Origin of the sequence: uncultured Psychroserpens sp. (assembly GCF_947492715.1) — a bacterium.
Taxonomy (GTDB): Bacteria; Bacteroidota; Bacteroidia; order Flavobacteriales; family Flavobacteriaceae; genus Psychroserpens.
On the sequence record NZ_CANLNS010000003.1, the window covers coordinates 155,595 to 168,817 of the forward strand.

Here is a 13,223-nt window from a genome sequence, read left to right on the forward strand (position 1 = left end):
CAAAACAAATCTACTATTATGAAAACCGCTAGAATAACATTGTTAATGTGTCTTGTTACCTTATTGTCCTTTGGTAGCATTTCAACAAAAGAAAAAGAGGCTTTAAAAGATTTATATGCCTCAACAAACGGACCTCTTTGGAGAACCACTTGGAACCTTGATGCCCCAGTTAAAACTTGGCATGGTGTTGTTGTTAAAGACGACAAAGTGATCGCCCTAAATCTAGAATTTAATGGATTAAGAGGAAAACTTCCAGAATCACTTGGTGACCTAATTCACCTAAAACATATCAATTTTTTTAGAAATAAACTTACAGGAGCAATTCCAGTATCTATTAAAAACTTAAAATCTCTTGAGACTTTAAATATTGCATTTAATATGCTTAATGCACCATTACCAAATGAAATTGGTGATTTAGAATCTTTGAGAAAATTAAAATTGTTTATGAATACTATTGATGGGGAAATTCCTGCTAGTATCGGACAATTATCAAACTTAAGTACCTTAGAGTTGTATAGTAATCAATTGAGTGGAGAATTACCAAGTACAATTGGTGGTTTGGTGAGCTTAAAGAAAATGATGCTAAGTAGTAATAAGTTATCTGGTAAATTACCATCTAGCATTTCTAATGCTAAAGATTTAAAAATATTAAGTGTATTTGATAATAATTTCTTCGGAATGTTGCCTAAATCAATTTGCAGCCTAGCTAGTTTAGAAGAGTTAGTTTTATCAGACAATGCATTTTACGGCAACTTGCCAACAGACATGGCTAGTTTAACGAATTTAAAAGTATTATTAATAGGAAATAATGATTTTAAAGGAGAGCTAGTGCAATTGAAAAAGCAACTACCAAATCTTCAACAATTTGATTTTGTAAGTATGAAATCAGATGGTGTTATTGTAACCTTAGATGAAGATGAAGACGATAATTAATTAACATAGAGTTTTAAATTAGTAAGTAGCTCTCAACATTTATATGTTGGGAGTTATTTTTTTAAGATTATTATTGTAGGAATAAAAAAGGGTTGTATATTTGCAGTCCAATATCGCGGGATAGAGCAGTAGGTAGCTCGTCGGGCTCATAACCCGAAGGTCACTGGTTCGAGTCCAGTTCCCGCTACTACTAAAACACCCTAATTACTTATAATTAAAGTAGTTAGGGTTTTTTGATTCTAAAATCTTCCCAAAATCTTCCCAAAACAGGAATGTTAGAGTTTTCTAATAAAGTTTTTTATTAGGTGTCAGAGAAAATTCATTCCTAAATTTTAATGGGGGTGCACCTATAAAAAGATAGTTGGGTAGGGGCTTTGCAAATGGGAGGTTATTCGATTTATCTATTTCTAAGATTACGCACTTTTTGGATTAGAACATCTACTTCTGCAATTCTTTCTTTTTGAAATTCTTTAGAAGGATAGTCCTCGTACTCCTCAAATGCTCTTTTTCTGTAGCTGAGAGCTTCTAGTATATCACTTATGTCTTTTCCTGTTAATTCCATAGTAGCAAAATTAAAATTGTGAGAAATCTACGTCAAAGTCATTCCTAGATAAGTATTGCATAAAATTTTGAAGTAAATCTGTCGAATAAGGTTCTTTGTAGTTTTTGATTCTCTGAATACCGAAATCAAATGACTTATTTTGAGTGTTAAAAATGTTTCTCCCTCCTAATTTTAGTTCCTTAATACATTCAGGTGTTTTGAAAAACGGGGTCAATTTATCAACACTTCCTTTTAATTCCGTTGGTAATTGCGCTTTAATATCATTAAAAGCTACATAAGCATTACCCTGCTTTTTGAAAACCGAATGAATTTTGGTATATCTTTTAATTAAGGGAAAATGTATTAAAGGATTACTTATCTCAGTAATGCTTAAATCCATTTTAGCTATCCCATCATCATTAAATACACATAAGTCCATAATATCTAAGGAAACTGTTTTAAAATTAGGGAAATCGGCATAAGTTCTTGTTTCTGGAGATATACTTCTTAGCTTGCAATATCTTACAGTAGATAATTCTTTATCTTCTCTTGATTTATCTACTAGAGGAACTATAAAGGCTTTATTGTAATCATAATTTCTTTTTCCACTTTTTCTAATAGCAAGATTACAGGGTTGAGAAAGTAGAATATATTTTTTTTGACCAATCTGAAATATATCTCCGTTTGAAATTGGAAAATATAATTTGTTTATGATGTCTTTTTCATAATATACCTCTCTTTTGTGTATAGCTATTGCATTCTGGTCTTTGTGAGGGAATTGATAACCAGTTTCCTCAAAGTCTAAATCTCTAATTTTAGACATTGAAGTTTCAAAAGAACTTTTAGTTGCATCATCTGTAAAAAGCTTGTAATTGGAATAATTTTGAAGAATCTTATGCAATCTAAACAATGAATTAGCTTCCCAAATACCTTCGTGTACTGATGCTTTCTGAACTATTAGATTAAAAGTCTTTGGCGATAGTGATTTCAGTTCTTCAATTGCTTCTGTAAAGCTATTTTCTAAAATTGATATTGATTTGTCTTTTAGGTCTTCAATGTATTTAAGTGATATAATATTCTTTATCCCTTCGGCAAAAGCTGCAAGTTGTGGGTCAAATGCAAATCTCTTCTTTGAAATAGTATAAAATAATTTAGCATCAACATCGTAAGTTGAAGAATAAGTAAATCTAGTTTCGTCTTCATCTTCTATACTATATTTATGTGAGAAGATGCCACAGCAAACCTTCTCATTAAAATCGCTCTCTATTATTAGTTTTGCCAAATGAACTCCGTTAGATTCACCATTTTTACCAGACCAATTTTCAAACTCAAAGTCAAATAAACATAAATGCTTTTCACCATCCTCTAAACTTTCTAATTCATCTTTATGTTTAGCAACCCATTCGTCAGGTGTAAATAGTTCTACAATATCACCTAAAACTTGTTTAATTTCCAAAGCAGGTATTATATTGGAACTAATATCATTATCTATATATGAGCATATTCTTTGCAATGAAATAGTCTGGTCATTATTTTTCCAATATTCATTTATTTGCGTTTCGAATACTGGGTCAGGAGAAGTCCACTTTATATTAGAAAATTCAGGATAATCTGTTGCACTAGGAGGATTACCACTAAACTTAACAGCTTTCATTTGACCTATGAAAAACTGCTTTTGCTCATTGGTGTCAAATTTATCATCAACATAAAGTATTTTCTTTATATTTTCTTTTTTAAGCAGGCTTTTAATAGAGTTAATAGCTTTTTCTGTTTCCTCCATATTTATTCACTAACGTTATTAAGGTTAAGGGAAAAGATATACTTATTACTAAATTCATTTCTTTTCGGTTCCAATACAATCGAACAACCTGATGAGTCTAACAATTGTTGAGTAATAAAAAGACCTAACCCTCTTCCTTTAGCTTTTGGTTTCATAGTAGCGAAAGGTTCAAATACTTGGTTTTCAATTGAATTTGAAACTCCATATCCGTTGTCACTTATTGAAACCCAGGGCTTACTTATCTTGATTCGGATTTCAGCCTTAAATTGAGATTCTTTTAATTGCTTTTCATTTAGCCAGTATTCAGAATTGTTTAATAAATTATCTATGACTTGTGTTAGTTTACCTTTATTAATTCTTATTAAGAAATCTTCTATCACTTCAACACTAAATTTTATGTTTTTTGTTGAGAAGCGATTATTGTAATATTCTTCTTCTTCCTTAAAATACTGACTCAATTTAAATGAATCTCTTTTTTCTTTGTTGTATTTTAATGATGGGTCTAAATGTTTTAGTTGAACCTTTAAGCCATTTACAGTTGAATTAATGTATTCAATTAATACAAAAATATCAGAGTCAGTTAGGTTGTTGTTTTTAAGTTTTTTACTGTAAAACATCGACCTTTCATTAAGTCGTTCTGCAATAGTTGCAAACTCGTGACTAACAGCCTCTGCTGTTAAACCTAAACTTGCTAATTCAGCAAAATTTTCTAATTGTTCTTCTAAGATTTCAATTTTCGGTTCAAGAATGTTTATCACATCCTCTATTTTTTCTGTTTTGCTAATTATCGAATTTGCCTTTTTTAATGCAGATTCTGCTTTATCTATATCAGCGAGTATTAACTCAATTGATTTAGCAATTTTAGCTGTTTCTGGAGTGGATAAAAGGCTAGAGGAAGAATTTTCCTTGTGTATTTTTGTTAATTCACTTTTTGTATTGCTAAGACCTTTTTCTGCTTTTTTGCTCTCTTCAATATTTTCTTTTGCTTCCTGAGCAATTGATTTTCCTGTTTGAACAGCCTGTGATTGTGTCTTTATAGAACTCTTTTCAGTTTTAAACTCTCTTATAAATGAATTATAGTCTCTTCGAACATCGTTTAAGTAAGAGTTTATCCTATCTCTTATAAAATAAGCAAGTAGTACAAAATTGTCAGAATAAGGATTCGTAATGAATCCCTGTCTATCAGTTTTGTCAGTTAAATTTTTATTTACTCCTTCATCAATTAAGAAATAGCCAATCACATTTCCTGGTCTTAACGAATAAAATGACTTGCCAGTAGTTTTGTCATCTCCCAATTTTAACCAATCTCGACTATTTTCAAAGCCATAAGGTAAAACAGCAAATCCATTCCTATATATTTTAACTCCTAATTGGTTGAGAGCAAATGCTTTGTAATTCTTTATTCCATCAAAAACATTTTTTATACTTTCGTCTCCTTCTAGCCATTTGTCTAATAAATAGTCATTCAATTTCCCTTTGAAGTTGCCTGGGTTGGCAATATCTCCATCTAAATAGTGTAGTTCTGGTATTTCATTCAGATGAAAAGATTTCTCAAATGAAAAAATAAACTTTTCATTTTTAGATTTTTTAATGTATTCTCTACCCTTTTTCGATAAAAGATACTCTGCAAATTTTGCTCCATTATCTGGTAAGAGATATTCGTAGTAGTCTTCCCTTTTTAAATTTTGACCAAGAAACTTTTCAAGTTTGGTATCTCCCTTTATAGTTAGTTTACTTTCTTTAAATTCGAACGAATAACTCGCTATGGCTAATTCATTTAAAGCTAATTGAGTTTTTTCTAGGTCAATATTTTCATTATTCAACTTTAAATAAACATTGAAAGGGTGCTTATTATTCTCCTTATATGGAGAAATCAATTGTATTATTTGAGCTTTGAATCTTTCAAGATTTGTACCTTTCCATACTGAATTATCTCTTAAACCTGAAAGGACAATTTTTGTTCCTTTATTGTTAATTTTGAAAGACTCATTCTGAACTGTAACTTTACTTAGGGTGGACGTTGTTTCAAAATCCTTCCAATTAAAACCTACGTGTATTCCGTTATTATTTTCTTTTTTTGTGTATAATTCACAAACATCTGCAAGTCTTTGGGTGCTTAATCTACCTAATCCTTTATCTCCGAGTGGAGTGCGTTTCTTTTTTGTTTTTTTACCTAATTTTTTAAAGCTTCTTTTAGTGGATGCAGAAATCACAAGCCAGGAATTAATTATGGTTGATTCATCCATACCATCCCCATCATCCTCTACAACTATGTAACCTTTTTTTCCTGAGTAAAATAATTCGTCAGATGAATATTCATCGGTAGAGTTTATTTCAATCGAAACATAAGATGAGTCAGCATCATAAGAATTTTTAATCAATTCCATAAGAGCTGTCACTTCATCTGGAACTAACTCTTCTCCAAGTTGTTTAACAATATGCGGAGTTATGTCAAATTTATATTCATTACTCATTCCTCAATTACGTCTTAAAGATTAATATTTTCTCTTTATCCATTGTATTTGAGAAATTATTTCGACCAGGCATTCTTTTACTTAATATATCACGCTCTAAGTCAATAAATAAATCAATTCCCTTAGATTCAAGTAATTCAATGAGTATTTTATCATTTTGAACTACTTTATTATTGACATTTCTATTTCCGATAGTCCAAGCTTGATATGAATTTTCACCCATTTTGGGTAATATATTGTCAAGTGTTATATCTAAATCATTGATAAAAGAAATAACTTTTTTAGCCTTTTTCCTTTCATCAATTGAAAAACCATCAAAAAATCTTTTTAAGGAATTAGATTTGTTAAACATCTTTTCCTCTATTTTCTTAAAATCTTTTGGAAGATTCCCCCCTAAACTTTGAGTGTCTATTTGCTGTATAACTGACAAATAATCAATTGAGATTTCGTCACTAATTTCTTTTATTGGAATCCATTGTAGAGGAAGGTATGAGAACTGACCATAGGTAACGGTTGTTTGATTATCACCATAAGGAGGTGAGGTTATAAGTAGTCTAAACTGGTCATCAGAGTTGATAGATTTTTTTGAATCTCCCCATTTCACAGAAGCAGTGTGCTTATAGCTATTATTAATAACCAAGTCCTTATTTTCTAACTCTTGTCTAACATTTAAAATATCTTCTACACTTCTTTCACAAATTTTAAAAAAAGATTCAATAGGATTTAATTTTCGTTTTTGTATTTCCTCCTGAGTTCGAATGTGCATTTTAAAGGTAGAAGTTCGGTCATTACTATTTAATCTAATTGCTTCTGCTAGTGCAACCCAAAAGAATTTTCGAAACTTCAAATTCTCTTCCCTTAAAATGGCTCTTCTAATCTGCGATAACTGAACTTGAACTTCTTTTTTAAACCACTTATCAATGTTCTTAAAGCTTACATCTATTTTTGATGAGCGACTTCTATTTATTCTTCCTTTTAATTCTAAAAAACTATTTTTTAGGGAATATTCATAAACACTTGTTTTGACTTGACTAATTAGTACTGATAGAGGATTAATATCTTGACCAAAAACACTTGCGCCATATCTCATACCCGTTGTTAAGGCGTTGGACGCACCCATAAATGGGTCAATCATTGATACACCTTCTGGCATATCATTTATCAAAGTTTTAATGATGGATTCTTGAACTGAGGGAACCATCATTGCAGGATAGTTTAAAATTTTTCTAGCAAAATCTCTATTGTTGTAATATGTGCCGTTAAGAACATCGCTATGTATATTAGATAGAGAATTTAGAATAGTTTCATTCATTCATTTTAAAGTATGATGATTTAACCTCTAAAGGTACAAAATGCAATGATGTGAACCAAAAATATATTTATAAAGCAGGTTTCGTTTTTTTGCATTTTCCTTATATGTTTATATGAGTGGTTTTGCTCGTTTCTAAATCAAGCTAGGAAGAGTTAAAAAAAGCCGTGTTTTAGAGAGGGGTCTCTTTATTCATATTTAGAAGGAAAGTCGAAAAGTGAGCTTAATTCAACTTCAAGAACTTTAGCCAATTTTGCAGCAGTAGAAAGGGTGAAATTAACTCTTCCATTCTCTATTCTGGAGATACTTGTTTTTTCTACATTAAGGCGAGAGGCAATATCTAATTGAGATAACTCCAAACCTTCTCTAGTTTCTTTTACTTTAGAGCCGAATTGCTTTTGGAAATATTTTAATTCCTTTTGACTTAGTGTAATATTTTTCTTTTGTGAACTTGACATTTATGTCAATGATACTTGTTATATTAGCATCAAGGGTAAACATAAATGTCAACCCTGTTTAAACTCTTACTTATTATGGGACAAAAAGAAATTAGAATTAAGAAGCTAGATGTAAAGTCAATGGTAATCCTGATATTTATTCCATTTCTCCTAACTTTCATAATTGAGCATTTCGGAGATTTTAAATATCACGCTAATACTAATGGGAAAAACCTTCCTGTAAATCAGATTGATATATTGACAATTAATTTTCACACTCCTTTTGGGAATACAATATGGAGAGATGGTAGTGGTTATACTTATACTGATACAGTATTTAAAGGAGGTAAGTTTCATTCCTATAATAATAAACTACCTTATTATCTAAGAGGACTTGCCTCAGATGTTATTTATCCTTTAGTCTTTAGCTTGATATTGATAGTATTGTTCTTTCTAAATAAAAAGTATAAGATTAAACTAACCTCTTAAATAGTAAATCTCTTAGCTAAATCCATTAAAATGAAATCAGACAATAAAGAAGAAAATCAAAAGACAGGAGTGTTTATTTCGAAAACGCAAGTCTTGTCAAAAAGAACTAAGTACTCTGACCCTTTGTTTATGATGTACAAAAGATTTTCAAAAAAACGTAATTAGTTATTCGTTTATAGATTTTAAAGAATTATAATAAATTTTATTATCAAATAAGCATCTGTTAATCAGTAGTTTGTAAAAAACAAATAATATAGAATTTTATGTTTTTGGAAAAGTCAAATCAAATATTTATTTTTACTTAAACCCTTTTAAGCTATAGACAATGATTAGGTGGTCAATCAAATTCAGGTTATAAAGAATTAAACGAAGATTAACTAAGAGACAGTTATAAAGAACTACTATAGGCTTTTTTTTTCAAGATTTTACTGAATACAAAGATTAACTACTCAATAGCATTAGTTGAATTGGTCAAAATCTATGATGTACGTGGAATAATCAATAATAATGACTATTAAATTTTATAGTTATTCATTTAAGGGTTTATTAAAATTGTATGTCCCTATGTACTCTGGGTCATTAAGAAGATTTTCTATCTGTTTTATCGAGTATAGTGGTCTTCTTCCATTCCATCCATCTCTCTCGATAATTCCTCTTCTTTCTCTTTGAAAAAAAGTGCTTCGACTAATTTTTAATCTATCCATCGCTTCTTTTTGAGTGTAATACTCGATTTTTTCTTCTTGTTTAGGGAAATGGTTTTCTAATAACTCTTTAACACTATAGATTATGTTTTTTGATACGCTCTCGGTAATGTGATTAATTACTAGGTTGGCAATTTGATTTAAGTCTATTTTTGACTCTTCAATAAATAGTTTTGCAGGTAATGCTTCCATACAGTATAAAATTTAGGGTGTAAACACCATTAATAAATTAAGCTTATCAAGTTTTTTGATAAGCTGTCTAATTAAATCTGAATTTGTTGCTGTATGAAATCTTAGATTGACTTTAAAGCCATAATATACCAATAAATAAGTATGCAGATTTCAATTAAGTAAGTAACAATTTTTGTGCCAAAACACATAGTATAGTTAAGAAACTATTTTCATTGAAGACTTTTGAAGTTCTTCCTGTTTCCATAATTCTCTTACAGCTTCTATGTGACTGTCATTTGAAATCTTTACGTAATCAAGTAGCTGTTTTTCTGAGGCGTGAGTTGTGATAGCAATTATAGTTTGATTGGGTATTCTTCCATAGTGATTAGTAACAAAAGACCTTCTGCAAATATGTGAACTTACTAATTGATATTTGGGGTATAATCCTCTAATATCTCTTTTAGTTTCTTTGTCTTTTTTGTCGCCTAAGATTATTTGAGTAATACCTGCCTTAAAACAAATCTCTTTTATTTTTTCATTGAATTTAATTTCTAATGACTGTGGTGTGATGCTAAATAAAGGAGGTTGTCCATCTCTTTTCTCTAATGTTTTCTTTACATAAGGATGAATAGGTATTATAGCAGGTTTAGTTGTTTTTTGAGTACTAGTTATTACAATGTTATCACCAACTATTTTAAAACGCTTAGAATCTCTTAAATCACTAATTCGTAATCCTGTGTGCAAACCAATAATAAATAGGTCTCTTATCTTATCTAGTTCTTCATCTGGGATTTTTAAATTGTAAATAGCATCAATTTCCTTTTCGTTTAAATATGGGTCTAGTGGCTTTCTTCTCTTAAACGTAAAGTTTTTGCTTTTGTATTCTGGATTAACTGGGTATCCTTTGGCTTCGGCACTTCTGCAAAATGTTTTGATTTGGGCGATATATTTTTCGATGGTAGTATTGCCGTAAAGACCATCTATTTTTAAAAAGCTGACAAATGCAGAATGAAAGTCAAGATTTATATCTTTATGTCGCAGTCTTCTTCCTTGTTTCTCTTCAAACTCTTCTAATCTTGTCAAAGTTGTGCCATACTTTTGAATAGTCTTGTGGCTAATAACTCTACCAGTGTCGTTATTAATTCTGTTTTTGGAATCTTCAATAAACTTTCTTACAAACTCTACAAAGTAGACTTTATATTTGGCTTCTCCTTCATTGAGTTGTTTGTTGAATTTTTTAACGGTCTCATCTAACCATATTTTGTCTATGGTTTCTCCTTCTGAATATGATTGATTAAATTCTTCTCTTACGAAGTCTTTGAGATTGGTAATCCTTGTTCTCAATTCTTTCATTGGGAATTTTTCTGCAACAGAATTGAATCGTTGTTTTTTGTTTGACCACCATTTATTGTTAATTAGGATATTAGTCTTTGTGAAAAGGTCTTTCCTTTCGTTGTTGATTTTCACATTGAATCTAATGTAAAGGTTAACAGGGTCTTTTTTTGTTTTTGATAAAATTGCAATACTTGCCATAATCTTAAAGGGTTTAATTAGTAATTTCTTTAGATAATTTGAAGCAAGTAGTGTGCCGAAGTTCTTCAAAATCTTCCCAAAATCTTCCCAAAAATACGAAAACAGATTGAAACTTTTATGTTTTAATTGGTGTCGTAAATTGGATAAATGTTATGTTAAGTGTTATTTTTAAAGGTGTTTTAAAACAATTGTTAGTTTTATTAAGTTTTGTAGTGTTTCAGTTTTTGTAGACCAGTTCCCGCTACAACAAGCCAAATACGAAAGTATTTGGCTTGTTTTGTAAATGAGATTTTATAAAGTTTACTTTATAAAATTGAAATATCAAAAAGGTGTATAATATTTAGAATGTAAACTGACTTGGATGTTATTTAGACTTAAAATCAGTATCAACTAAAATCTTATTTGAACTGTCTGTGAGCTTTAAATAATCCACTTCACCTGCACCTAAAAACCTAAAGCGTATACCAACAAGATGACCAATGGAAACGTTATAGCGCTTCATAAATCGGGTTTCGCCATCAATGATCACTTTTACTGTTTTGTTTTCTGTTTGTATTTGGATGTCTTTAAAATCCGATAAATCTGTACCAAAAGCAGAGAGATCATGCTGTTTGCCATTAAGATAAACATCATTTAAAAGAACGTTTATATCTGAGACGCAACCGGGAATCGAAAATGGAATTATCATAGCGCCTTTGGTTCCTAAAATGACAATTTTAGTGGTTTGACAAACAGCCCATTTGTCTTTGTAACTATTTCTAAATGCAGTTTCTAATAGGAAATTATCACCAGAAATTTCTCCGAAATCATCAACGAGATGAAAAGAAGATTGGACAGGGTTTTCCATGTTTTGTATATCAAGCAAGGCAAAATCTGGAAGTTTCAAATGTGTACCAATAATTTCAGATGTTTTAAAATATTTTGGAATCGGTTCGTAATCAATAGTACCTAACCAACCTTCACTTTTTATAAACAGGTCGTGCTCTTTTTTAATGTCGCCTTCAACCAACAACTTTGCCCTAAAATATCCAGGATAGTAATATTGCCCTGTGGCCTGAGACTGATTAGGCTCAAGTTTTATGGTTTTGGTAACATCCCAATACTGCTGAATATAAATACTATCAGAATCTAATCCTTTTAAATTGAAGTCAAAAACAACCGAGTTCGGTAAACCTTTAACAATAGGTCGGCTTTCAAATTCTAGTGCAGAAAAATCAAAATCCTCCAGTTTATCACTAACACCGTTTATAACCGAAAAGAGAGAAATAAATACCAATGCAATAATAGCCGCATAAGCGAAAATCTTTTTTTGGTCTTTTTCAAATTTGTACGTCTTCGAAGTTTGTTGATCTTCAACCTTATTTTTAAAGTCTCTCCAATTTAAATATCCTGCAAATTGAGATAAGGTATTAAGGGTACTAATGCTGGGAGCATTCGTGTAGTTTACTTTTCCCCAAACACGTTTAAGGGTTGTAGGACTCAACAATACATTTGTTTTTTCCTGAATAACTTCACTTAGTTCTATAAATACATCACTGTGCCATTCGGTAGCATCTCCCCAACCTAGTTTTTCTTCTATTCGAAGTAGGCATTTTTTAACAAGCGCGTGGTTTTTATAAGTACTCATGATATAAGACAAAAGTCACAAAAAATTACGAGTTGTACAACATTGAACGGTTTTGAACCAACTTGTTTTAGGCTTAAGATTAGAATGTTAGAGCTTTAATGAAATTTAAATTTTTAAACTATGAAAATCAAACATATCATTACAGGCATGATACTAATTGTTGCAGTAAACATTAGTGTAGCACAGAATAACATTCCCTTAGATACGACAACTTGGACCATAAGAGGTAAACATCTTTTTGAGAAAAATCTAGGTGATGATGCCATTTATTTACAAGGTAGTATGACATTAAATGATATCAAATTTTTAAATGGTACGATAGAGTTTGATGTTCATCTTAAGCGTTTTCAATCATTTCCCGGAATTAGTTTTAGAACACAAGAACGCGACTCCGAGAAGTTTTTATTAAGACCACACTTATCAGGAAAGGAAGATGCTAACCAAGCGGCTCCAACAACTAATAATATTACCTCTTTTCAACTTTATTTCGGACCAAAGTATTCGTTTCCATATACTTATAAATTTGATGACTGGACTCATGTTAAATTGGTAATAAATGATAACAGAGCTCAAGTGTATCTAGATCATTCTGAAACGCCGCATCACTCATGGTACTTGTATCATGAGCCTAAAACCGGAGGAATTAGAATTCAAGCGGGTGGACGCGAAGGAGCTCAACATATTGCTAATGTTAAAATAGATCCGAATGCCATTGAAATTGTAGATTTCAAGCCTATCAAAGAAAAAACAGTTGAGGATTTAATTCCAGAATGGGAAATATCAGACATGTTTGAAGAAAAAAGTGTTAATGATCTATCCCTTTTGAAATCGGCACTGGCATCAAGAACATGGATCGGAACAATTCAAATTGAAGAAGGTATTGCAGCGAATATTGCCAGAAAAGTACATCTTTATGATGGAACACCTGGGAACACAGTCTTGGCAAGAGTGATTATCCATTCCGACAGCGACCAATTAAAGTTATTTGAGTTCGGATATAGTGATCGCGTGGTTGCTATTTTAAATGGAATCCCTATTTATAAGGGCACAAATAAATATAGATCTCGTGATTATCGCTACTTAGGAACTATTGGCTTGTTTGATGCTATCTATTTGCCTCTTAAGAAAGGAGAAAATGAACTTTTAATGGCTGTATCCGAAGATTTTGGAGGATGGCTAATTACGGGTCGTTTTAAGAATAAAAAGGGGATTAAAATCATTAAATAAT

At 30.8% G+C, this 13,223-nt stretch carries 11 protein-coding genes and 1 tRNA gene; 4 read left to right on the plus strand and 8 right to left on the minus strand.

Annotation, left to right across the window (positions count from 1 at the left end):
• Positions 1–18: 18 nt before the first annotated feature.
• Together Q0787_RS10060 and Q0787_RS10065 are read left to right on the plus strand one after the other, a co-directional pair.
• Positions 19–933, plus strand: a complete 915-nt coding sequence (locus Q0787_RS10060; RefSeq protein WP_298902446.1) for a Two component regulator three Y domain protein — start codon at positions 19–21, stop codon at positions 931–933.
• A gap of 114 nt (positions 934–1,047) precedes the next feature.
• A tRNA-Met gene (locus Q0787_RS10065) sits at positions 1,048–1,120 on the plus strand.
• Between the two features lie 210 nt (positions 1,121–1,330).
• Here Q0787_RS10065 and Q0787_RS10070 read toward each other — a convergent pair.
• The 5 genes from Q0787_RS10070 to Q0787_RS10090 all read right to left on the minus strand — a co-directional run bounded on the left by Q0787_RS10070 (position 1,331) and on the right by Q0787_RS10090 (position 7,495).
• Positions 1,331–1,495, minus strand: a complete 165-nt coding sequence (locus Q0787_RS10070) for a hypothetical protein (protein WP_298902447.1) — start codon at positions 1,493–1,495, stop codon at positions 1,331–1,333.
• 10 nt (positions 1,496–1,505) lie between these two features.
• Positions 1,506–3,254: a hypothetical protein gene (locus tag Q0787_RS10075; RefSeq protein ID WP_298902448.1), complete on the minus strand. Its 1,749-nt coding sequence runs from the start codon at positions 3,252–3,254 to the stop codon at positions 1,506–1,508.
• A gap of 2 nt (positions 3,255–3,256) precedes the next feature.
• The gene (locus Q0787_RS10080; protein WP_298902449.1) at positions 3,257–5,728 is read right to left on the minus strand and encodes an ATP-binding protein; all 2,472 of its coding nucleotides are present in this window, start codon (positions 5,726–5,728) and stop codon (positions 3,257–3,259) included.
• Between the two features lie 7 nt (positions 5,729–5,735).
• The gene (locus Q0787_RS10085) at positions 5,736–7,040 is read right to left on the minus strand and encodes a hypothetical protein (RefSeq protein WP_298902450.1); all 1,305 of its coding nucleotides are present in this window, start codon (positions 7,038–7,040) and stop codon (positions 5,736–5,738) included.
• A gap of 185 nt (positions 7,041–7,225) precedes the next feature.
• Entirely contained in the window at positions 7,226–7,495 is a 270-nt protein-coding gene (locus Q0787_RS10090) for a helix-turn-helix transcriptional regulator (RefSeq protein ID WP_298902451.1), read from the minus strand.
• A gap of 75 nt (positions 7,496–7,570) precedes the next feature.
• On the opposite strand from Q0787_RS10090, the gene Q0787_RS10095 reads away from it, so the two are divergent.
• Positions 7,571–7,963 (plus strand): hypothetical protein, encoded by a 393-nt coding sequence (locus Q0787_RS10095; RefSeq protein WP_298902452.1) that lies wholly within the window; start codon positions 7,571–7,573, stop codon positions 7,961–7,963.
• 527 nt (positions 7,964–8,490) lie between these two features.
• On the opposite strand, the gene Q0787_RS10100 is transcribed toward Q0787_RS10095, so the two are convergent.
• From Q0787_RS10100 to Q0787_RS10110, 3 genes are all read right to left on the minus strand, one after another.
• Positions 8,491–8,856, minus strand: coding sequence for a hypothetical protein (locus tag Q0787_RS10100; protein ID WP_298902454.1), 366 nt, complete (start codon positions 8,854–8,856; stop codon positions 8,491–8,493).
• A 195-nt stretch (positions 8,857–9,051) separates the two neighbouring features.
• Complete coding sequence (locus Q0787_RS10105; protein ID WP_298902455.1) at positions 9,052–10,368, minus strand: phage integrase SAM-like domain-containing protein; 1,317 nt, start codon at positions 10,366–10,368, stop codon at positions 9,052–9,054.
• Positions 10,369–10,732: 364 nt separating this feature from the next.
• Positions 10,733–11,995, minus strand: coding sequence for a hypothetical protein (locus Q0787_RS10110; protein WP_298902457.1), 1,263 nt, complete (start codon positions 11,993–11,995; stop codon positions 10,733–10,735).
• A 120-nt stretch (positions 11,996–12,115) separates the two neighbouring features.
• Here Q0787_RS10110 and Q0787_RS10115 point away from each other — a divergent pair, with 120 nt between their 5' ends.
• The gene (locus tag Q0787_RS10115) at positions 12,116–13,222 is read left to right on the plus strand and encodes a hypothetical protein (RefSeq protein WP_298902459.1); all 1,107 of its coding nucleotides are present in this window, start codon (positions 12,116–12,118) and stop codon (positions 13,220–13,222) included.
• Position 13,223: the final 1 nt, after the last annotated feature.

Coding starts and splice junctions, on each gene's coding strand:
- Q0787_RS10060 (WP_298902446.1), top strand. CDS start 19: ATGAAAACCGCTAGAATAACATTGTTAATGTGTCTTGTTACCTTATTG.
- Q0787_RS10070 (WP_298902447.1), bottom strand. CDS start 1,495: ATGGAATTAACAGGAAAAGACATAAGTGATATACTAGAAGCTCTCAGC.
- Q0787_RS10075 (WP_298902448.1), bottom strand. CDS start 3,254: ATGGAGGAAACAGAAAAAGCTATTAACTCTATTAAAAGCCTGCTTAAA.
- Q0787_RS10080 (WP_298902449.1), bottom strand. CDS start 5,728: ATGAGTAATGAATATAAATTTGACATAACTCCGCATATTGTTAAACAA.
- Q0787_RS10085 (WP_298902450.1), bottom strand. CDS start 7,040: ATGAATGAAACTATTCTAAATTCTCTATCTAATATACATAGCGATGTT.
- Q0787_RS10090 (WP_298902451.1), bottom strand. CDS start 7,495: ATGTCAAGTTCACAAAAGAAAAATATTACACTAAGTCAAAAGGAATTA.
- Q0787_RS10095 (WP_298902452.1), top strand. CDS start 7,571: ATGGGACAAAAAGAAATTAGAATTAAGAAGCTAGATGTAAAGTCAATG.
- Q0787_RS10100 (WP_298902454.1), bottom strand. CDS start 8,856: ATGGAAGCATTACCTGCAAAACTATTTATTGAAGAGTCAAAAATAGAC.
- Q0787_RS10105 (WP_298902455.1), bottom strand. CDS start 10,368: ATGGCAAGTATTGCAATTTTATCAAAAACAAAAAAAGACCCTGTTAAC.
- Q0787_RS10110 (WP_298902457.1), bottom strand. CDS start 11,995: ATGAGTACTTATAAAAACCACGCGCTTGTTAAAAAATGCCTACTTCGA.
- Q0787_RS10115 (WP_298902459.1), top strand. CDS start 12,116: ATGAAAATCAAACATATCATTACAGGCATGATACTAATTGTTGCAGTA.